This is a genomic window from Pseudomonas sp. MS01C9, from assembly GCF_058202755.1.
This window is the reverse complement of sequence record NZ_CM177073.1, coordinates 847815-869269: the sequence shown is the minus strand read 5'-3', so window position 1 is coordinate 869269 and position 21455 is coordinate 847815. Positions and strand designations below refer to the sequence as shown.

Below are 21455 nucleotides of genomic sequence, written 5' to 3'. Positions count from 1 at the left end.
ATGGGCGTATTCAACGCTGCGATTGCGGTTGTGTTGGTCTAGGTCAGCAATACCTGAGCCAATTTAAGCGGGCCCTGTGACAATTTGATGTCGATGCGAAAGGGCGCCACGGCTGCGAGACTCGAGCAAAGCGCCTGGGATTTAAGCGTAGACCATGGTTAAACATCTGATCTGAAAGGACTTGGCTATGATTTTGCAGGGGGTGTGAAGTGACCGTTCGGCGGCTCTGTCATCTAGCAGTCATATGCCGTGCCTAGGCTTGCAGGCATGAGAACAGGATCGATGGTCCATCGATTTCTGCCCGGAAACAGTGCTGGTCTAGTCCAGATAGGTAACGTTTGATGCGCATCGATGCAACCAAGGCGGTGACAACCATCGGCCAGGTCCTGCAAGAGCAGCTCGACCACGGATTGCTGGCCCCCGGCAGCCAGCTGCCGGCCGAGCGCAAGCTCAGTGAGTTATTCGGGACAACGCGAATCACCGTGCGTGAGGCCTTGTTGCAGCTCGAGGCCCAGGGACAGATCTATCGCGAGGAGCGCCGGGGCTGGTTCGTCTCGCCGCCACGGCTGGCCTACAACCTGATGCAACGCAGCCATTTCCACGCCATGGTGACGGCCCAGGGGCGGGTGCCTTCCACCCAGGTGATTTCGGCGCGGATGCAGCCGGCTTCGGCGGCGGTGTGCGCATGGCTACAATTGCCGGCGCTGTCGAGGGTGATCCAGATCTGCCGCGTGCGGCGTATCGATGAGCGCCTGGTGCTGTATGTCGAGCATTACCTGAATCCGCAGTATTTTCCCGACATCCTCCAGCTCGACCTGAACCAGTCCATGACCGAGTTGTATGCCCGCCATTACGACTTGCATTACGGCCGGGTGAAATTCGAAATCGTTCCCACGTCCTTGCAGCCGGAGGCTGCGGCAGCGTTGAAGGTGTCAGTGGGCAGCCCCGGGCTGCGCATTGCCCGGGTCAATTACGACCAGCACCAGCGCCTGATCGACTGCGACCTGGAATTCTGGCGGCATGATGCGATCCATGTCGGTGTGGATGTGCCGGAACAGACAACCTGACCCGGCGCTACAGCGACTCGTTGAGCTTGGCGAGAATCCTGAACAGGACCGTGGCCAGGATCAGCAGCATGCCGATCCACATGGCGAAGACCCCGACATTCTTGTCGCGGAAATTGAAGCCGATGCCCAGCAGGACCATGCCGGCCAGAATGGGCACCAGCATGGCGTTCAACGAAGACATGGAAATCATGGCGACAGCCTTGTCCAGGGAGGGATAAGGTCAGTCTAGTTGGGGATTGGCCGGGGTGTGATGATGTACATCACATGAGCCGCGATCCGGAGGCGAACACATTTGTGGCGACGGGATCTATCCCCGCAGGACTGCGAAGCAGTCCCAGGATTCGTCGGTCGCCGCGATCATCCGGTAGGGCATAGGGTTGCTGTGCAACCCAGCGGGGATAAATCCCCTCGCCACAGGAGTCTGCTTGTCTCTGCTGCGGCTCTCCGGTCCGGACAGGTTCGGCGGTTCAGGGCAGCTCACGAGAGGCATAGAACGCGCTCAGCACCTTCACCAGGTGCGCCAGGTCATGGCTGCCGCACAGCTCGCGGATCGAGTGCATGGCGAAGGTCGGCAGGCCGATGTCCACGGTACGCACCCCCAGCTGGCTGGCGGTGATCGGGCCGATGGTCGAACCGCAGCCCATGTCGCTGCGCACCACGAAGCTTTGCACCGGTACTTCTTCGGCCATGCACAGGTGACGGAAGAACCCGGCGGTTTCGCTGTTGGTGGCGTAGCGTTGGTTGGAGTTGACCTTGATCACCGGCCCTGCATTGAGCTTGGGGCCATGGTTGGCGTCGTGCTTGTCGGCATAGTTGGGATGTACGCCGTGGGCGTTGTCGGCGGAGACCAGCAGCGATTTCTGAATGGTCCGTACGAACTCTTCGCCTTCAGGCAGCAGACGGCGCAGGGTCTGCTCCAGCATCGGGCCATCGGCCCCGCAGGCCGAGCAGGAGCCGACTTCCTCGTGATCGTTGCACACCAGTACGCAGGTTTCTTCGGTATCGGCGTTCAGCAAGGCCTGCAGCCCCGCATAGCAGGACAACAGGTTGTCCAGGCGCGCGCCGGCGATGAAATCGCCATGCAGGCCAACGATGGCGGCGCTCTGGGTGTCGTAGAAGCTCAGCTCGTAATCGAGCACCACATCGGCATTCAGGCCGTGTTCGCGGGCCAGTTGGTCGGTGAGCACGGCACGGAAGTCGACGCGTTCGTCACCGGCGAACTGGGCGAGGATCGGCGGCAATTCGTTCTGTGGGTTGATGGCCCAGCCCTGGTTGGCTTCACGATTGAGGTGGATGGCCAGGTTCGGAATGGTGGCGATCGGCGCCTTGAAATCGATCAACTGGCTCTCGACCTTGCCATCGCGGCGGAAGGTCACGCGCCCGGCCAGGGACAGGTCACGGTCGAACCACGGCGCCAGCAACGCGCCGCCGTAGACTTCCACGCCCAACTGCCAGAACCCGTGGCGCTGCAGTTCAGGTTGGGGCTTGACCCGCAGGCAAGGGCTGTCGGTATGGGCACCAACCAGGCGGATGCCGTCGTGCAGAGGGGCGTTGCGGCCCAGTTTGAAGGCGATGATCGAAGAGTCGTTGCGCGTGACGTAGTAGCGACCGTTGGCCTCGGTGGCCCAGGTTTCGCGTTCGTCAAGACGCTGATAACCCGCCGCCTCAAGGCGCTTGGCGAGGCTGGCGGTGGCATGGAACGGGGTAGGAGAGGCCTTGAGGAAATCGATCAGGCCCTGGTTCAACTCTGCGCGCATAAATAACTCCAGACAGCAATGGGCGCGAGTTTACCCCATCGACAGCCTGCATTGCAGATCCAATCCCGTTGCTCAGGGCCTCGCGTCCCCGGTATCGATCAGGCCGAAGGCGTGACCTGCCGGTTCAGTTGCGCCAGTATCAATGACTTGTCTTGAGCTCTGGAGGGCGCAGGCATTTGCTGCGGCCATTGTTCCAATTGGCCGAAGGACTTCTTTCGGCGTTCGGGTTCCAGGCGATTGATCTCTCGCGATGCCGAGTCCCACCAATGGTGTCGGCAAAGGTTGAAGTAGGGGTTCTGCGGCGCCTCGCTGCCATACAGCAGGTCACGACCGATTCTATAAAAGGCGCCGCGTTGATTGCGCAACTGCCATTTTATCTTCAGGCGTCTCCAGATAGGCGGGAGTGGTCGGCTTCGCGGTACGTCGCGGCTGCGTTCTATCAATTGCGCATCGAACGTTTCCCCATGCTGCGCGAAGAAGTGCGCATGCATGGTGTGGAAAAACTGCTTATGCCCAAAATAGTGATAGACGTGTCTGTCGGTTTTCCTGATGGTCTGGTTGCGCAGCGTGAATGAGATCGCGATCTGCTCTATGGTGTGGATGTCAAAGCCACCTTCGGTCCATTCATCGATCCGCTCGATGGCCTGCTCCAGCAACGACGCGTCGTTATCGCTAACGCCGCACAGCCCGCTGTTATAGAGCTTGAAGCCGTTCCCCCGACTGACGCCGTGGGCACGCAGGCAGTTACCCAGGCGGAGGTAGGTCTCGCGTTCGCACACCTGGTCCCAGTGATATTCAAAGCTGTCCATCAGGTTCTGTCCTGGCTGGATCTGTTGGAATAATGACCCCGGGTGGGCGAGGAACAGTGTGTCGGTGTCGACGAACAGGGTCTTGTGTGCCAGCTTCAACCCTGCGGCGATTGCACAGGCCTTGCGTCTGTGAATGTAGCCATTGTTGCCTTGCCATTCGCTCAGCAACTGTGGCGTCAGGGCAAGGGTCTCGACGGGCCAGCCAAGGTAGTCCTCGGGCCTGTCGGTCAGGATTCTGATATGCGGCATCGTCGATGACTGACCATGGCTCAGGGCTGTCAGGATGCTGAACTTGGCTTCGTGCCGGTACACCTGCTTGTCGCCATAAATCAGGTACAGCAGTTGGTGACGGACTTTCTTGACGGGTGTTCCTTGGAAATCAATGACCTGCATTCAGGGGCTTCTCGGTTGAAAACTCATGTCTCGGCCAGGGACGATCAGAAGGGCGCCGGGCACTCGAAACGCAGGCGTTCGCCACTTTGCGGATGAGTGAAACTCAGCATGCTGGCATGCAGGCAGAGGCGGGGCCAGGCAGCCAGGGCCTGAGGGTGGGCATAGAGCCCGTCGCCCAGCAGCGGATGGCCGATGCAGAGCATGTGTACGCGCAACTGGTGCGAGCGCCCGGTGATCGGCGTCAGTTCGACCCGGCACCAGTCACCGCAACGTTCCAGCACTCGCCAGAAGGTCAGGGCGTGCTTGCCGTGCTCATGGTCCACCACGTGACGTGGCTTGGTCGGTGGGTCATAGCGCAAGGGCAGGTCGATGCTGCCGCTGTCCAGTGCTGGCTGGCCCCAGCACAGCGCCGTGTAGGCCTTCTCGGTTTCACGGTCATGGAACTGCCGGGACAACTCGCGATGAGTGTCGGGATCGCGGGCCAGCAGAATGATGCCGGAGGTCTCCCAGTCCAGCCGGTGTACGATCCGGGCTTCCGGATAACCGTTTTCCTGCAGGCGGGTGATCAGGCAGTCCTTGTTGTCATCGGCCCGGCCGGGGACCGACAGCAACAGGGTCGGCTTGTCGACCACCAGGATAGCGGCGTCCTGATGAATGATACGGATGTTGGACAGGGGCATTGAAAACAGTCTCGGTACAAACGCCAACGGCGGCTCGGACCCGGCCCTTGAGGGAGCTGCTTGCTCGCGAAAGCGGTTTTGAAAGCACATCGATGCTGGATGTGCTGCCGTCTTCGCGAGCAAGCTCGCTCCCACAAAGGCAGTGGGGTCCGAGCCGCCGTGGCTCCCGCAGGATCGATCAGCGATCCGGCAGGGTGATATTGAGTTCCAGAATCGAGCAGCTGCCCTGGCTTTCCAGTGCGACATGCACGTCATCGTTGCCGATATTGACGTACTTGCGGATCACTTCGACCAGTTCCTTCTGCAGGGAAGGCAGGTAGTCCGGGGTGCTGCGTTGGCCGCGTTCGTGCGCCACGATGATCTGTAGACGCTCTTTCGCGACCGAGGCGGTACTGGGCTTTTTGTTGGCACGAAAGAAGTCAAAAAGGTTCATTACCTACCTCCAAACAGGCGCTCGAAGAATCCCTTCTTCTCGACGTTGAGGAACCGGTGTTCCAGGTCTTTGCCCAGCAGGCGGTCAACGGTATCGCTGTAGGCCTGGCCGGCGTCGCTCTGGTCGTCGAGGATCACCGGGACGCCCTGGTTGGATGCCTTGAGCACCGCCTGGGATTCAGGGATCACGCCGAGCAGCCGCACGGCGAGGATTTCCTTGACGTCTTCGACGCCGAGCATTTCGCCCTTCTCGACACGCTCCGGGTGGTAGCGGGTGATCAGCAGGTGTTCCTTGATAGGCTCCTCGCCTTTCTCGGCGCGACGGGACTTGCTCGCCAACAGGCCCAGCATGCGGTCGGAGTCACGCACCGAGGAGACTTCCGGGTTGGTCACGACGATCGCTTCGTCAGCGAAGTACATGGCCAGGTGGGCACCTTTTTCGATACCGGCCGGCGAGTCGCAGACGACGAATTCGAACTGCTCCTTGAGCTCCATCAGGACTTTTTCCACGCCTTCCTGGGTCAGCGCGTCCTTGTCACGGGTCTGGCTGGCGGCCAGCACGTAGAGGTTCTCAAGGCGCTTGTCCTTGATCAGGGCCTGTTGCAGGTTCGCTTCACCGTTGACCACGTTGACGAAGTCATAGACCACGCGGCGCTCGCAACCCATGATCAGGTCCAGGTTTCGCAGGCCGACGTCGAAGTCGACGATGACTGTCTTGTGGCCGCGCAGAGCGAGGCCGGTACCGATAGCGGCGCTGGTGGTGGTCTTACCCACACCACCCTTGCCGGATGTAACCACGAGAATCTTGGCCAAGGTGTTTCACCCCTAAGGAAAAAGGACTTTGTCAGCCCCTGAAAAACATCTCTAGAGAACGGCGGCAATTGGACAGGCTTTGCTGGAACAGGGTGCAGGGCCGAGTCTACCTCCGGTAAACACTGCCTGGTCCTGTTTCCTACGTCGTTTCAGCCGTTTTCGCTACGTTTCAGAGATGCTTGGAAAATGCGGCAGTATCCGTTAAAGCCGAATGATGTTCAACACGTCGCCCGACAGGCTGACCTGGACGCCGGCCCCCCATAGCGGATCGCGGCGCAGATCCTCGGAAACCTTGTACTGTCCGGCGATAGAGAGCAGTTCAGCGCTCAATTGCTGACAGAAGATCCTGGCTTTCGTATCGCCCTTGACGCCGGCCAGCGCTCGGCCGCGCATCGGGCCGTATACATGGATGTTGCCATCGGCCAGAAGTTCCGCTCCCGGGCTGACCGAGGACACCACCACCAGATCGCCACCCTGGGCATAGATCTGCTGGCCACCACGTACTGGTGAGGTGATCACGCGGGTCGGCTTGACGGTGGGCTCCGGCGGTTTTTCCGGCTTTTTCGTCGCTTCGGCCGGGCCTGGTTCCAGCAGCCGTTCCCGGGCACCGGATGGTGGCAGCACGGGAATGTCCACGGCGATTGCCGCGGCGATGTCCTCGATGCGGCTGGCACGGATAGCCAGGGTGCGCAGGCCGTGCTGGCGACAGACGCGCATCAGGCCGGGCAGGTCCACCGCACCTTCGCCAGGAGGCAACTTGTCCAGGGCCAGCACCAGTGGAGCGTTGCTGAAGAAGTTCGGGGCTTGCGCGACTTTCGCCGTGAGCTGTCGGTCGAGGCCCTCCAGGTCGTTGCGGGCCAGCTCCAGCACCGTAATGGCGAGCATGCTGCCCTTCAGCTGGAACACGGGATCTTGGTCTAGCGGTTCGGTTTGGCTCATGGTCGGCGTACAACGGCTTGTCACTAAAAGTGCCGAGACTTATAACGAGATCGTCCGCGAGCCGCAAGCCGGGTCGAACGATGTAGAATGCGCGGCCCATGTCTTTATGGAAGCTGTAATGGATCGCCCGCGTTTTCAAACCGCTTTTTTTCATCCGCGTTTCTGGTTGCTCTGGTGCGGCCTGGGGCTGTTGTGGCTGGTCGTCCAGCTGCCTTATCCGTGGCTGCTGCGGGTCGGACGCGCATTGGGGGCGCTGATGTACCGGGCGGCAGGCGACCGGCGGCGCATTGCCCGGCGCAACCTGGAGCTGTGCTTCCCGGAAAAGTCCGCGGCCGAGCGCAAGCGCCTGCTCAAGGAGAACTTCGCTTCCACCGGCATCGCTTTTTTCGAAATGGCCATGAGCTGGTGGTGGTCGCGCTCGCGCCTGGCGAAGCTGGCTCATATCGAAGGCCTGGAGCATCTCAAGCAGGCCCAGCGCGAAAACCAGGGCGTGATCCTGATGGCCTTGCATTTCACCACGCTGGAAATCGGTGCCGCATTGCTTGGCCAGCAGCACACCATCGACGGCATGTACCGCGAGCACAAGAATCCGCTGTTCGATTATATTCAGCGCCAGGGTCGTGAACGGCATAACCTCGACTCGCTGGCGGTGGAGCGCGACGATGTGCGTGGCATGCTCAAGCTGCTGCGCGCCGGTCGGGCGATCTGGTATGCGCCAGACCAGGACTACGGTGCCAAGCAGAGCATCTTCGTGCCGCTGTTCGGCATCCAGGCGGCGACAGTCACGGCCACCACCAAGTTCGCGCGCCTGGGCAAGGCGCGGGTCGTGCCGTTCATCCAGGAGCGCCTGGCCGATGGCAGCGGCTATCGCCTGGTGATCCAGGCGCCCCTGGAGGATTTTCCCGGCGAGACCGAGGAAGCCGATTGCATTCGTATCAACCAATGGGTGGAGCAATCGGTGCGCGCTTGCCCCGAGCAATACCTGTGGGCCCATCGCCGCTTCAAGAGCCGCCCGCCGGGTGAGCCGAAGCTGTACGACAAGCGCGGTTGAACCTGTAGTCCACATTCATGAGCACGGAGCGTTGCGATGACCCCAGCTGAACCGGTGACAGGTTTGATTCTTTCCGGCGGCGGGGCTCGGGCGGCGTATCAGGTAGGTGTATTGGCGGCAATTGCCGAGTTGTTGCCAGACGGCGCGCAGAACCCGTTTCCGGTGATCGTCGGCACCTCGGCCGGAGCGATCAACGCGGTCAGCCTGGCCAGCGGGGCGATGGACTTCAAGGCCGCCATCGAGCGCCTGACCGCGTTCTGGCAGGCGGTGCGCAGCCATCAGGTCATGCGCAGCGACTGGCGCGGAGTGATCGTCCAGGCGACGCGGTTCATCACTCACAGTCTGCTGGGCCTGGGTGTCCGGTTGCCGGTGGCGTTGATCGACAGCTCACCCTTGCGCGAGCTGCTCCAGGCACAATTCCATGCTTCGGGTATCGAGCAGGCCATTGCGCAGCAGCAGTTGCGTGCCGTGGCGGTGACCGCGTTCGGCTATGAATCCGGCCAGGCCGTGACCTTCTACCAGGGCCGCGGCACCATCGAAGCCTGGTTGCGACATCGTCGAGTTGGCGTGCCGGCCTTGTTGTCGGTCGAACACCTGCTGGCCAGTTCGTCGATCCCCTTGCTGTTCGCGCCCGTCAAGATCGGCCCGCAATATTTCGGCGATGGTGCGGTACGCCAGTCGGCGCCCATCAGCCCGGCATTGCACCTGGGGGCGAATCGGGTGCTGGTGATCGGTGTCAGCGGCAACCCCCGTGGCCCCAGCCCCCGGGAATCGGTGGAGCGCAGCTACACCGGGCAACAACCGACGCTGGCCCAGATCGGTGGGCACATGCTCAACAGTACCTTCATTGACAGCCTGGAAAGCGACATCGAGTTGCTCCAGCGTCTCAACGGGTTCAGCCATCTGCTGCCCGATAACGTATCGCCCCATGCGTTGGGCGCCGCGCCGGTAGAGGTGCTGGTGATTTCGCCCAGCCAGCCGATCGACGAAATCGCCGCCCGCCATCGCCAGGAGCTGCCGGCCGCGTTGCGAATGTTCCTGCGCGGGCCGGGCGCGACCAAGACCAGCGGTGCCGGTGTGCTGAGCTATCTGTTGTTCGAGGCGGGGTATTGCAACGAGCTGATCGAGCTGGGACGCCAGGATGCACTGGCGCAGCGCGAGGCGTTGACCCGGTTCCTGGGGCTGGCCCAGGGATGACTCCATGCCGAGCCCCTGTGTGAGCGGGCTCGCTCGCGAATGCGTTGGATCGGCTTGCACCGATGTTGAATGCTCAGCCGCCCTTGCGAGCAAGCCCGTTCCCACAGGGGGGCGTGGCGAGCTCCAGGGGCGGGATCGACCTGTACCGAGTCGGATCAGAAGTGGTACTTGAGCAGGAAGCTGGTGGTGCTCTGGTTGGTCTTGAATGCTTCGCTGTCTTCGATGGCGTACTTGTTCTTCCAGTAATCGTACTCCACGCCCACATACAACTGCTTGGCCCCCAGTTTCAGCGCTTTGCCCAGGTCGTACTTGATCTGCGGGACGATGTGCAGGTTGGCGTGGTAGGTGCCCTTGGCGTTGGTGTCGTTATCCACCACCCAGTCGATGAAACCGTCGATCAGGATATCGGATGAACCCACCGGGAGGGTGTAGGCCCAGACTGGCGTGATCTGCCAGACATCGTCGCCGGGGCGGGAGCCTTCGGTCTGGCGGTTATAGAAATTCAACTGGAAATAATCGAAGCCGGGGACCGCCAGGTCGAAGCCCGGGCCGATCAGGTAGGACTCGTTGTCGCCTTCACCGAACTCATAGGTCATGGCCAGCAGCACGTCCTTGATCGGCCCCAGTGGCAGCTTCTGGTCGAAGAGCTTGCCGAACGACAGGCGCGGACTGAACTCGCCGTAGTAGGTATTCGGGCCGGACTGGCTGTCGTCCTGGCCGTTGTAGAAGATCCGGTCGAGGAAGAAGAAGTTGTCCCCGTATTTCCAGGCATCGGCGTGTTCGAAGGTCACGGTCTGCTGGATACGCGGGTTGATCTGGAAATCCTTGCCGTAGAGGTAGGTCAGGCTGTTGTTCTGCCACTGGAACAGATCGTCGGCCATCGCCTGGCTGCCGGCCAGCAGGGATCCCGCGACAATCAGGCTGGTGCACGTACGTTTCATTCGGTTTGCTCCCAAGGTTGGTGATTTTTTTGAAGTCAGCGCTCTGGTGTGGCGCCTTTTGCCACGGATAAACATCCGTTCGGTCAGCTTTCTGTTCGTGGCAGGGGCTGACAGGATTGAGCCGAAGCCGGCAAGGGCCATCGGCAGGATCAGGCGTTGGAAATTATTGGAGTGGGCCGGATTCGAGCGGCCGCGCAGGATACGGACTTGCCCCGAGGGGCTCAAGTACCCTGCGACGGTGAGTCTGCCGCGCTTCCGAGGCGTAACGGCGAGTCGGGGTCATCTTGCGTTCCTCTAGTTCTTATTGTTTGAGGCGCAGCAGCCCCTGACGGGCCACCGGCGGTGTGTGCCGGTGCCTGTCAGTGGCATGACGGGGGCTGGGGGCTGCGGGGTTGATCGATGGACGAACGTTGGCGTCGGCCAATCAACCCACAGGCCTTAGTTGGTTCGCGCGCCCTGGCTGATCCACGCGCCGATCAGGTCGCGTTCCTGTTGGGTCATCTGGGTGATGTTGCCCAGGGGCATGATCTGGGTGGTCACGGCCTGGGCCTGGATACGCGCGGCCTGTTGCTGGATCTGTTGCGGCGTATCGAACATCACCCCGCCCGGTGCGGCGCTGAAGAGCGGGCTGGTGGGTTTGGCCGAGTGGCAGACCGAGCAGCGTTCCTGGATCACGCTGTGGACCTTCTCGAACGAGGGCCCCTGGGCGTTGCTTGCCTGGGCGGGTTGGGCGGCCGGTGCCGCTGGCGCCGCTTGCGGCTTGGCCCCACCTCCGGCTGCGGTTTCGGGCAAGGGTTGATATTCGATGGCCGCGGGTGCCTTGGTCACTTCCGGTGCGGTGGGAGGGGCCTTGGGACCTGTGACATAGGCCAGGCAAATCATGGCCAGGGCACCGACCGGCAGCGTCCAGGCGAACCGGTTGCTGTCGTGGCGGGTGTTGAAATAGTGACGCACCAGCACCGCGGCTACCGCGATCCCGGCCAGGATCAGCCAGTTGTATGGACTGCCGTAGGTGCTCGGGAAGTGGTTGCTGATCATGATGAACAGCACCGGCAGCGTGAAGTAGTTGTTATGGCGCGAGCGCAGCAAACCCTTGGCCGGCAGGGCCGGGTCGGGGGTGCGGTTCTCGGCGATGGCGGCCACCAGGGCGCGTTGCGCCGGCATGATGATACGGAAGACGTTGCCGACCATGATCGTGCCGATGACGGCCCCGACATGCAGGTAGGCGCCGCGTCCGCTGAACACCTTGCTGAAGCCGTAGGCCGCGGCGATCAGCAGCACGAACAGGATCAGGCCGAGCAGGGTGGGGTATTTGCCCAGGGCCGAGTCGCAGAGGAAGGAATAGACGAACCAGCCGACGAGCAACGAGCCGAGTCCCAGGGCGACGCCTTCGGGCCCGCTCAAGCCGCTGCCGGGAGCCAGCAGGTAGACGGTCGGGTTCCAGTAGAACACCAGGCATAGCAGCACGATGCCCGACATCCAGGTGAAGTAGGCTTCCCACTTGAACCAGTGCAGATTCTCCGGCATGGACGGTGGCGCGAGCTTGTATTTTTCCAGGTGGTAGATACCGCCACCGTGGATGGCCCACAGGTCGCCGGCCAGGCCGCTCCTGGGGTTGACGCGATTGAGGTTGTTTTCCAGCCAGACGAAGTAGAACGACGCGCCGATCCAGGCCACGCCAGTGATCATGTGAACCCAGCGCACGCTCAGGTTCAGCCATTCCAGCATATGTGCTTCCACAGTCGTTACCTCTCGCCCGTCACGCTTGTTCTCGCGTGATCGGACCTTCTCTTATTGGTGGGGGGCGAGGATCAGACAATCATCCTCTTTGAAGAAATGCTCATCGCAGTTATTGCCTGTGCCACTGCGATCAACCACCAGGAAGTCATCCCGCTTTTCGATCGTCAGCACCGGGTGGTGCCAGACGCCGCGATGGTAATTGATGCCCTGCCTGCCGTTGGTGACGAAGGCGCGGACCAAGCCTGATACAGGTACATCGCCAAGTGGCGCGACCACGATCAGAAAGGGGTTGCCGAGCAGCGGAATGAAGGCCTGGCTGCCCAGCGGATGGCGCTCCAGCATGCGTACGGTCAGCGGCATGTCCAGCGCGTCGGCGCGGAAGATGCTGATGATCGCCTGATCGTCCGGCGTGGCGGTTTGCACCGTCGCCAGGCGATGGAAGCGCATGGTCGAGCCGTTGTTGATCATGAAGTGATCGCTGCCGTCGGTTTCGATCACGTCACCGAACGGGGCGAAGGCTTCTTTGGTCAACGGTTCGATCTTGAGTGTGCGCATGCTGGTCTTCTTGTCTTGAATTCTGTGTTGTTTGTCGTGTCGCCATCGCGAGCAAGCTCGCTCCCACAGGGGAATGCATTGCAAATGTGGGAACGGGCTTGCCCGCGATTCGGGGTCACCCTTGTTTCGATACCTTGCCCAACACCCGCAGACGACTCACACCGCCATCCGGGAAGACGTTCAGGCGGATATGGGTGATTGGCCCAAGTGCCTTGATCTGTTCGGCGAAGGTGTGTTCGGCATGCATTTCCAGTTTCTGGCTCGGCAGCAGTTCGCGCCAGAACAGCGATTGGGTTTCGATCTGGCTGTCGGTGCCGCCCTTGACGAACGCGCCCTGGATCGAGCAGCTGTCCGGGTAGTTGCCCTTGAAGTGCAGGGTGTCGACGATGACTTTCTCGACGATGCCGGCATGGCCCAGGGCGACGATGACCCAGTCGTTACCGGGGGTACGGCGGCGGGCGGTTTCCCAGCCATCGCCCATGTTCACGCCACGGCCCGGGTTGAGGATGTTGCTCATGCGGCCGAAGTGCTCGTCGGAGCAGGCCAGGGCGCGCCCGCCATTGAGGGCCGCCGCCAGATCGACCTGCTCGTTGTCGCCCACGGCCGACCAGTCGCGGTAGGGAATGCCGTGGACACGCAGGCGGGCCACGCCACCATCGGGGTAGATGTTGAAACGCAGGTGGCTGAAGGCCTGGTCGTTGGCGATCTCATGGTAGTGGTGGCTGTCGCCCTTCAATTCCACGGCCGCCAGCACTTCGGTCCACTGGGTGTTTTCGTCCGGATCGCCTTCAGCCAGGAAACAGGCTTCCAGGGAGGCCGACGGTGGATAATTGCCGGTGAAGAATGAGGTGTCGATGTCCACGCCCTTGATCGAGCCTGGCACACCCAGGCGGATCACTGCGCTGTCGTAGCCTTCGAAGCGCTTGCGGCGCGACTCCCAGCCATCCATCCACTTGCCGTTGTCGTCGAACACGCCCTCTTTCCACACGGCCGGGGTCGGCTGGAACAGACGGTTGGCGTCGGCGAACCAGTCATCGGTGACCGAGATGATCCTGGTGCCCAGGCGGGCGTCGGCCAGGTTGACGAATTTCTCGAAGGGTACGGCGTAAGCTTTCATTCTTCTTGTCTGCCTTTTGATTGATTGGCTGGGGATGCTTGCTCGGCCCTGGGTCACCAGGGCTGCTCGCTAAAGGGTCAGTAGTCGGAACAACGCGATCTTGTTGATCTCTGCCAGCGCGCATTGGAACTCGGTGTCCACCGGGTTGTGGATGCGCGTTTCGAACGCCGCGAGGATCTGATGCCGGTTGCTGCCTTTTACCGCCATGATGAAGGGAAACCTGAACTTGGCCTTGTAGGCCTCGTTCAGCTCGGTGAAGCGTTGAAACTCTTCGGCCGTGCATTGGTGGATACCGGCGCCGGCCTGTTCGTTCGTGCTGGCTTCGGTCAGTTGGCCCTGGACGGCGGCTTTACCGGCCAGGTCCGGGTGAGCGTTGATCAGCGCCAGTTGGCTGGCGTGATCGGCGCTTAGAAGGATGTCGCTCATGCGCTGGTGCAGGGTCTCGATCTCGTCGATCGAGGGATCCTGGCCCAGGTCGAAGGCTTTTTCGGCCACCCACGGCGAATGTTCGTAGATGTCGGCAAAGGCCCTGACGAAGGCTTCACGGCCCATGGTGGAAGGCTTGAGGGTCTGGAAGACGGTCATTTCGACGCTCCTGGTTTCCAAGCCCCTTGATACGGGTGGGTCTGCTGCCAGTGACGGGCGATGTCGACACGACGGCTGAACCAGACGCGTTCATGGCCCTTGACGTATTCGAGGAAGCGCTTGAGGGAGGCCAGGCGAGCAGGGCGGCCGATCAGCCGGCAATGCAACCCGATGGAGAGCATTTTCGGCGCCTCGGCCCCTTCGGCGTACAACACGTCGAAAGCGTCCTTGAGGTACTGGAAGAAATCGTCACCCTTGTTGAAGCCCTGCACCTGGGTGAAACGCATGTCGTTGGTGTCCAGGGTGTACGGGATCACCAGGTGCGGCTTGCCAGTGGGCGTGTTGGGTTCCCAATAAGGCAGGTCGTCGTCGTAGGTATCGCTGTCATAGAGAAAGCCGCCTTCCTCCATCACCAGCCGACGGGTGTTCGGGCCGGTGCGGCCGGTGTACCAGCCCAGCGGGCGATCGCCGGTGATCTCGGTGAGGATGCGGATCGCTTCGAGCATGTGCTCGCGCTCCTGGGCCTCGTCCATGTACTGGTAGTCGATCCAGCGGTAGCCGTGGCTGCAGATTTCATGGCCGGCGGCGACCATGGCACGGATCACATCCGGATGCCGCTGGGCGGCCATGGCCACGGCGAAGATCGTCAGCGGGATGTCGAATTCCTTGAACAGCTTGAGAATCCGCCAGACCCCGGCGCGGCTGCCATACTCGTACAGCGACTCCATGCTCATGTTGCGTTCGCCCTGCAACGGTTGCGCCGCGACCATTTCCGAGAGGAACGCTTCGGACTCCTTGTCACCGTGCAGGATGTTGCGCTCGCCGCCTTCTTCATAATTGAGCACGAAGGACAGGGCGATACGGGCATCGCCCGGCCAGTGGGGATGGGGAGGGTTACTGCCGTAACCGATCAGGTCGCGTGGGTAGTCAGCGCTCACTGCAGTCTTCCTTCTTGTTCGAACCATGTAGGTGGCGCCCGGGCAATGCATCTCAGGCTGGCGTCACGACGATGAAGTGATTGTATACAACTTTATGCGCGCTTTGTAAGCCTGATTTTTCGCATTTTTCATCGTCGGCACAGCTTGGTCTACGCTGCAAGAAACCTGCCCAGTCGGTCAGTCAGGTGAGGCGAAGTCATTGTATCCATTGCATTGGCTGCAGATTGAGCCATAGCGTGGCTTGGAGGGCGGGTGAAGCAAGAGTGTGATTTTTATTGTGTACAATTTCCATTTAAAGTGTCTTAATTCGCACATTGTCGTAGCGTTTCGTGCTCCGAAACGGTGCGGTCAGTCCTTATCAACCTATCAGGAGGCGCGCGCAATCAATGGGACGCTTGACTACTCACGTTTTGGATGCGGCACATGGTTGCCCGGGCAGCTCGATCAGGATCGAGCTGTACCGAGTGGAAGGTTCGCAATTGCACCTGGTCGCCAGCGCGTTGACCAACAGCGATGGCCGTTGCGATGCGCCGTTGTTGCAGGGGGATGACTACCGTTCCGGGGTCTACCAGATCCAATTCCATGCCGGCGATTACTACCGCGCCCGTGGCGTCCAGCTGTCCGAGCCGGCGTTCCTGGATGTGGTGGTGCTGCGCTTCGGCATCTGCGCCGAGCAGGATCATTACCACGTCCCCCTGCTGATTTCGCCCTACGCCTATTCAACCTATCGAGGCAGCTGATCCCCCAAGCAGCTGCCTTACCCTGGAAGCGACTGCGCATAAAGCTTCTTTGGTTTTTCGCCCGCTCACACTGCGGGCTTTTTTTTGAGTGGCGCCTCTACAGCCGCGCATTGTCGTCCCGGATGATGAAGACCGTATCGGCAATGCCTGGGCGGATTTCGGACCCCCCCTTGAGCCAGATGATCTTGTTGGCACTTTGGGCGTCCCTGACGACTTTCGCGGCAGCCTCGCCCACCTGGTTTTCCAGGAGGACACCGGCTGTGTTCGGGTCCGTATACGATGGCAGGGAGATCTTCGGGATCCTGGTGCGATGCAGGCTCATGTAAAAGACGTGGTCATGACCTGTTCGTTGGAATACCAGTGCCGGGAAGCTACTGAAAGAGCTGGGCTCCATCACCGTATAGCCATTACGGGTCAGGAGGCCGGCCATGAAGCGCTTGAAATCCACTGGCGAGTAGGTGGTGAGGAAGTACAGCCATTGTTGCTGGAACCGCAGGGGATCGAAGTCCAGCCGTTCCAGCGTTCCGGTCGCGGAGGGGATGGGCAGCGCTATGGCGCGGGCAGTGCCCCTGGACGATGAGGAGGTCGGGAGAATCGGAAGCATCAGTAATGGATCGGTCCATTGCGGGTGCGGCGATGGCGTCGCGTTTTTCCAACTGTGGAAAATCTGTCGGAGCGCGGTCAAGCCCGCGCCGTCGGCGAACGATGAGTCATTGGCGAGCTCGAACTGCCTTCTCGCGATGTTTTCCAGGGTGACGGTGGTGACCTCTGGAAAGACTTCCCTTACATAGGCCGTCAGGGGCTTCTCGAAAGGGAGCCTGGGGTCGATTTCCCAGTGATTGCCCGGGGGGATGCGTACCGCGCTTCGGGGTTGTTCGTCAGGCGTATGTCGGAGAATGGCTTCGAGCAAGTCAAAATCGTAGGCGGGATGGGTAGGCGACTGGACATAGGTGATCGGATACTCACGGGCGGCGGTGCTTGACACTACCTTGTAGTGAACGTCGCCCAGGGTGATGAATTCCGACGTCGAGAACCGCGGGTCGAACCCCCAGTTCTTGGTGAATGCCGGCTCGCCCTGGGTCACCGCCTCGCTTTGAGACGCTGTCGTGCGTGGACGCTTGGGCGCGACCGCTTCCGGCGATTCCTCCACCGTTGGCCTGTCGAGTGCAGGAACAGGATCGGGATCACTGCCGTGCGTCACCTCGCCATGGGGGAGCCGACGCCATAGGTGGCTGCCTTCCACTTGTTCCAGGCGGGGGCCGGAGGCGATGAGTTCGGTGCTGGATCGAGCGCGGTAATTCTGCTGGGAATCGCGTCCGAGCAACACCGTTCCCCCTTCCGAAAGCTCCACGTAAGTGCGTGTCCTGAACGTGCGGATGCCAGAGGTTGCGTCTGGCTCCGATAGCATGGTGACCAGCTCGGGAGAGAGGTAATAATCGTCCAGTGACACCGGGACAGACGCGTCGCGGGTGACTGCCCGGGATGCGATTTCGGCTATCTGGACGGCCGGAGGCTGGGCTTCAGGGGCTTGGGTTTGTCGTCCGGGGGACGAGGGGGGCTGGTCGATTCCTTCTCCTGGCTGGGGATTCCTGGGCAGCGCCTGCGGTGTCGTATCGCGACCGGCATGGGGTGTATCAGGGGACGACTTGGGGCTATTGAGCCGGGTGTTTCGTCTTGGACTCATTGCATTCCGCTCTTGGGTTTGAAAGTACCGATATTCATGAAGCCAGGCCTGTCGTAGCTTGCAGACCGACAGGCCAGGTGCTTTCAAGATGCTCGCGGAAAACCGGCAGGCGGGTGCACTACATATGTATGGGACCGTTGAAAAAGGAACTTTCCAAGCCACGTCAAGGCAACGGACACCGGGACTTGGCTTCACCCAGAGAAAGAAGCCAATTGAGTTGGGAAAGCCTGATGCCGAAGACTGCACTCAGTACCAGCACTTGCGCGAACCTCACCGAATTTCCCAATGTGAAGCCCTCCATCATCTCCACGCATTTTTCCCGTAGCAGACGCAGTGCATCGTCTCCCACGGGGGGCGTCTGAGCGAGGCCCTCGCGAGCCAGGCTGCGATAGGTCTTGAGGGCGTGATCGCAGAGCTCCGTTCTTTTGAGTTGCGCCGCCCCGATGATCCGGGACCTGTCGCTGTCGAGCGTCCACCTGCGGGTCTTGAGGTTATAGCTCAGGTTCCCGGCAGCCCCGTCCCTGACGGCGACGTGCAGCACCTTCAGCGCTTCGTGCTTCAGGTTGGCCAGTTCCCCGGGCAATGCTCCGTCGGGGTCGCTGGGAGGTGTGAAATACCGGCCATCGAGTGCTTCCACGTACACCCGTTCAAACAGACTATCGACAGCATGGACGACACCCTGTGCCGTGATGACGCGTATCTGGTCGAGCAGGTCGTCAGCGTCATGGACGGGAAGGTGGATGGTGATTGTGCCGATACGCAGCAGATTGGAGGACAGCCTTATCTCGACTGCGCCCAGGTGCGTGGCGTCGAGTTCCCAGGTGGAGGCATGGGGCAGTCGAGGATTGGCACTGACCAATGCGCCCGGCGTGGACAGGCGTAGGGTCATGTTCGGGCTGAGGTGCACAAGGTAGGTGGCGCCTTCGCCAATCAGGACTTCGATGCCGGTCTGTTCAGTGGGGGCTGTCAACAGGGCGCAAGTTGCCCAACTGCGCATGTAATGAGGTGTGTTATCCAGTGGGCGGAGGTAGGTGTATTTCCTGTTTGTGAGCGGGGCCGGCATTGGGACTTGCGCAGTCCATGCCACCGGATCCTTGCCGACGAAGGTTTCGTCCAGCAACAGGCCATAGTCGGGTGAAGGTTGGACCAGGCGGTAGCATACGTCGTCATTCAGGATGAGGATGACCGTATGGTGGGACGCCAGGGCGGAAAATGCGCGGCGGCCCGTCACCGCGCTTTGCGCGCTGTAGCGTTCGTCGGAACTCGCCAGGTTTTTCAAGGCCACCTGGCGGGTGCCAAAGTGGAGCGTCAGGCCGCATTCGCCATACCGTGCCACCTCCAGTTCATCCTGCCCGGTGGCCTGGGCCTGGTAGTGAGCCTCGATGCGCGTCAGCTCGGGACTGCGATAGTCCAGGTGAAGGGTGGTGCAGAAGGCGCTTTTTTGTTTGAACCTCAGTGTCGTGAGCTCATTAAGCCGCGAAACATGATAGTTCGTGTCTTTGTCATGGGCGACCTGCTGTTCGCTTCGATCGTTCAGGATGGACGGATGTCGCGGTGTGCCTTGCTGCACCACGACGACTTCAATATCGAGAGGATGGTCGTGCTCGATCATATCGGGCAGGTCGGGTATCAGATGGTAGCCGTCCCGGGTGATGAACATCAGCCGATCATTTTGCAGGGCCTTCGGATAATGGCTGTCGGTATAGACATTCCTGACGATCACTTTGCGACGCTCCCGGTCATCTGCATCGAAGCCCGACGTGATGACCAGGTGGCCTTCTTCGACAGTCCAGCTTTCAATCAGGTCGGCACGCCAGTCCAGGGCGATGACACTGTTGTCCGCACCGTCTTCGGTGATGGTGACGCAGCCTGGCTTATGAGCGATGGCATAGACATCGCTGCCAGGCCCTCCGTCGGCGTTGCGGTTGTTTCCAGTGAGAATGAAGATCCGGTCATCTCCCGGGCCGGCCTCTAGGGTGTCATTGCCCCGGGATTTGATGATGTTCGCGCTGGACGTGCCCTTGATGATGTTGGCTCCGCCCTCGGGGATCTCCACGTTTTCGATGCCTTCAAGGGCCGCATGGCGATAATGTCTGCTCCCTGTGCCATGACCTTCCTGGACGATGGTGGATACTTGCCCGGCGTCCAGGTCGACCTGGTAACCCAGCCGCGGCGCTAGGCTATTGCCGGTACGGCCCGATAGGACGAGGGTGTCGTTACCCTGGCCGCCTTCGAGACGGTTCGTCGAAAGTGCCTGCTGCCCTCCGGGGGCCTGTGTCGAGCCTTCGAAAATGAAAACGTCATCCCTGGAACCACCGGTCAGTTTTTTTACGCCGCCTGCGTAGTGAAAGACATTCGGCTTGTCTGCGACGCCGACAACGGTGTCGTTGCCACCGCCGAGGTACCACTGGATGGCTTTATCTTCTCCGGACGTTTCGATGACTGCACCGGGCGTCTCGGCGGTGACGCCTTTGCTTGCGTCTATGCGATCGTCGTTGTCCATGATCCGGGGGCGTACTGTCGTCGCCTGGTACCTTTCACCGGTCCACCAATTCCAGGTGTTGTAAGTCACCGGTTCGAGTTCCACGGTGAACGTGCCGTTCACGATGGCCTCGGTGCTGTCTTTCAACGGGCCCTTGAGGAGGGCCAGGGCATCGGCTTGCAGGCGCTTGGTATGCTCGGCGGTCGCCTTGGCCACGAGATAGCGGTCCTGGATATCCTGATCGGCATCGATCGTCCAGAAGGCGAACCAACCTGTGCGCAGGCGCTCGTTGACGGTGAGGGTGATGTAGTCGTCGATCTCATCGACTTGCCGAATCGCCCCCCAGACCTGTGATCCAACCAGCAAAATCAGGCCCGCTGCCAGGCCCACGGGACCGGCTGAACCAAACCCCGCCAACGCCGCCATGCCGATGGTCAGGGTCATGGCGGCGCTGGTGACGCTCAGGGCGGCACTGACGTAATGGTCGGTGGCCTCTTTGCCAGTGGTGTTGCCCGCGGCCTTGAAGGCATCGATGGCGGCGACGATGTCGAAGGGCAGGGTCAGCACGCTGGCAATCAGGCTGCTTCCACGGGCCAGCCGCGTGGCGAATGTCGTTTTGGAGAAATCCCCGAGGGAGCGCTGGCCGGCCTTGATCATTTGCGTGGCTTGCCTGGTCACGGCCGCCTCGACGCCGATCGACGTGACCTCGGCGGCCACGCTGCTGCCATTGAACACGGCCTGGTAGGCGTCCTTGTTGCGGATGGCGTCCTGCAGGCCCCGCAGGCCGCTATAGATTCCGAAAGCCTGGAGCCCAAGCCCTGTAGGGATGAGGACATTGCTCTTGGTTGTGCTGGCCCAACTGAATGCTTTGTGAGCTGGCCTCTGGATATCGAGCTTTTGGGCACTTGCCAGGAGCCTTTCGAGGGGACCTCGATAACGGGCGGGTGTAGCGGTGGATTCAGGTTTTTCCCTCAGCATTGAAGGTGCGGAGGACGAGCGCTGGCTCGCCATTTCAAACAGCAACGTCGACAGCCGATAGTCATCCGCATCGGCGGACAGTTTCAGACGGGTTTCGATATCAGGCGCGCTGAATTGCAAAGAGTCCACGAAGAAACGATTGGCAATGCGGAAGAACGTATTGTCCCCGTTCAGAGGCTGCCCATCAGTCGTTGCTCCCAGTGCATCGAGGGCTGAGCGGGTCACCGTTACGGAACCGATGTGCAGCGGACCATAAAGCCTATCGACGACTTCAAGTTGAGCCCGCCTGTGCAGGTGGGCCGACAAGAGCGCTACGTTATCCACAGCGTTGAAGTGGAGTGTCTCGACGGTGTGTTCGTTAACGGGAAAGCCCAGGTCCGAAATGACGACGGTAGGCTTGTCGGGAGCGGAGCTGGGCTGGAGAGCCTTGGCCATGGTGAACGTCCTTGTTCAGTGATGATAGCTACCCACCTATGAAAGGCGTTCGCCAGAGAGGTGTACATCGACTGGTTGTTGCTAGGTTTTGCAAACGCTTCAGGTGGAAAAAGAGAGTCGCC

The 21455-nt window shown here is 60.9% G+C and carries 19 protein-coding genes; 4 read left to right on the top strand and 15 right to left on the bottom strand.

Going from position 1 to position 21455, the window contains the following annotated elements; translation table 11 throughout:
• The first annotated feature begins 341 nt into the window (after positions 1-341).
• Positions 342-1067: a UTRA domain-containing protein gene (locus tag AC1M7R_RS04020; protein ID WP_072393901.1), complete on the top strand. Its 726-nt coding sequence runs from the start codon at positions 342-344 to the stop codon at positions 1065-1067.
• Between the two features lie 7 nt (positions 1068-1074).
• Here AC1M7R_RS04020 and AC1M7R_RS04015 read toward each other — a convergent pair whose 3' ends face one another.
• The 7 genes from AC1M7R_RS04015 to minC all read right to left on the bottom strand — a co-directional run bounded on the left by AC1M7R_RS04015 (position 1075) and on the right by minC (position 6890).
• Positions 1075-1257, bottom strand: a complete 183-nt coding sequence (locus AC1M7R_RS04015; protein ID WP_072393898.1) for a hypothetical protein — start codon at positions 1255-1257, stop codon at positions 1075-1077.
• Between the two features lie 277 nt (positions 1258-1534).
• Positions 1535-2824, bottom strand: coding sequence for a M18 family aminopeptidase (locus tag AC1M7R_RS04010; RefSeq protein WP_072393895.1), 1290 nt, complete (start codon positions 2822-2824; stop codon positions 1535-1537).
• 98 nt (positions 2825-2922) lie between these two features.
• Positions 2923-4026, bottom strand: a complete 1104-nt coding sequence (locus tag AC1M7R_RS04005) for a hypothetical protein (RefSeq protein ID WP_072393892.1) — start codon at positions 4024-4026, stop codon at positions 2923-2925.
• A 44-nt stretch (positions 4027-4070) separates the two neighbouring features.
• Positions 4071-4706, bottom strand: a complete 636-nt coding sequence (locus AC1M7R_RS04000; protein WP_072393889.1) for an RluA family pseudouridine synthase — start codon at positions 4704-4706, stop codon at positions 4071-4073.
• A gap of 178 nt (positions 4707-4884) precedes the next feature.
• A complete protein-coding gene (gene minE / locus AC1M7R_RS03995) occupies positions 4885-5139 on the bottom strand; it encodes a cell division topological specificity factor MinE (RefSeq protein ID WP_007960071.1) in 255 nt (84 codons plus the stop codon).
• Positions 5139-5951 carry a septum site-determining protein MinD gene (gene minD / locus AC1M7R_RS03990; RefSeq protein WP_024779631.1) on the bottom strand — a complete coding sequence of 271 codons (813 nt, stop codon included), beginning with the start codon at positions 5949-5951 and terminating at the stop codon, positions 5139-5141. Before minD ends, minE begins: the two co-directional genes overlap by 1 nt.
• A 201-nt stretch (positions 5952-6152) precedes the next feature.
• The gene (gene minC, locus AC1M7R_RS03985; protein WP_072393886.1) at positions 6153-6890 is read right to left on the bottom strand and encodes a septum site-determining protein MinC; all 738 of its coding nucleotides are present in this window, start codon (positions 6888-6890) and stop codon (positions 6153-6155) included.
• A 118-nt stretch (positions 6891-7008) separates the two neighbouring features.
• On the opposite strand from minC, the gene AC1M7R_RS03980 reads away from it, so the two are divergent.
• Positions 7009-7941: a lipid A biosynthesis lauroyl acyltransferase gene (locus AC1M7R_RS03980; RefSeq protein WP_072459323.1), complete on the top strand. Its 933-nt coding sequence runs from the start codon at positions 7009-7011 to the stop codon at positions 7939-7941.
• A gap of 36 nt (positions 7942-7977) precedes the next feature.
• Positions 7978-9138 carry a patatin-like phospholipase family protein gene (locus tag AC1M7R_RS03975; protein ID WP_490610252.1) on the top strand — a complete coding sequence of 387 codons (1161 nt, stop codon included), beginning with the start codon at positions 7978-7980 and terminating at the stop codon, positions 9136-9138.
• Between the two features lie 155 nt (positions 9139-9293).
• On the opposite strand, the gene AC1M7R_RS03970 is transcribed toward AC1M7R_RS03975, so the two are convergent.
• From AC1M7R_RS03970 to puuE, 6 genes are all read right to left on the bottom strand, one after another.
• Positions 9294-10079 (bottom strand): outer membrane protein OmpK, encoded by a 786-nt coding sequence (locus tag AC1M7R_RS03970; RefSeq protein ID WP_490610251.1) that lies wholly within the window; start codon positions 10077-10079, stop codon positions 9294-9296.
• A gap of 438 nt (positions 10080-10517) precedes the next feature.
• The gene (locus tag AC1M7R_RS03965; RefSeq protein ID WP_072393874.1) at positions 10518-11819 is read right to left on the bottom strand and encodes a urate hydroxylase PuuD; all 1302 of its coding nucleotides are present in this window, start codon (positions 11817-11819) and stop codon (positions 10518-10520) included.
• A gap of 51 nt (positions 11820-11870) precedes the next feature.
• A complete protein-coding gene (locus tag AC1M7R_RS03960; protein WP_072393871.1) occupies positions 11871-12374 on the bottom strand; it encodes an ureidoglycolate lyase in 504 nt (167 codons plus the stop codon).
• A gap of 115 nt (positions 12375-12489) precedes the next feature.
• Positions 12490-13491, bottom strand: coding sequence for an allantoicase (gene alc / locus AC1M7R_RS03955; RefSeq protein ID WP_072393867.1), 1002 nt, complete (start codon positions 13489-13491; stop codon positions 12490-12492).
• A gap of 69 nt (positions 13492-13560) precedes the next feature.
• Complete coding sequence (uraD, locus tag AC1M7R_RS03950) at positions 13561-14076, bottom strand: 2-oxo-4-hydroxy-4-carboxy-5-ureidoimidazoline decarboxylase (protein WP_072393863.1); 516 nt, start codon at positions 14074-14076, stop codon at positions 13561-13563.
• Positions 14073-15014 (bottom strand): allantoinase PuuE, encoded by a 942-nt coding sequence (gene puuE, locus AC1M7R_RS03945; protein WP_072393859.1) that lies wholly within the window; start codon positions 15012-15014, stop codon positions 14073-14075. Before puuE ends, uraD begins: the two co-directional genes overlap by 4 nt.
• A gap of 386 nt (positions 15015-15400) precedes the next feature.
• Between puuE and uraH the strand changes: the two genes are divergently transcribed.
• The gene (gene uraH, locus AC1M7R_RS03940; RefSeq protein WP_072393856.1) at positions 15401-15754 is read left to right on the top strand and encodes a hydroxyisourate hydrolase; all 354 of its coding nucleotides are present in this window, start codon (positions 15401-15403) and stop codon (positions 15752-15754) included.
• A 97-nt stretch (positions 15755-15851) separates the two neighbouring features.
• On the opposite strand, the gene AC1M7R_RS03935 is transcribed toward uraH, so the two are convergent.
• Together AC1M7R_RS03935 and AC1M7R_RS03930 are read right to left on the bottom strand one after the other, a co-directional pair.
• Complete coding sequence (locus AC1M7R_RS03935; RefSeq protein WP_271903314.1) at positions 15852-17204, bottom strand: hypothetical protein; 1353 nt, start codon at positions 17202-17204, stop codon at positions 15852-15854.
• Positions 17205-17601: 397 nt separating this feature from the next.
• Positions 17602-21333 (bottom strand): calcium-binding protein, encoded by a 3732-nt coding sequence (locus AC1M7R_RS03930; protein WP_490610250.1) that lies wholly within the window; start codon positions 21331-21333, stop codon positions 17602-17604.
• Positions 21334-21455 lie beyond the last annotated feature (122 nt).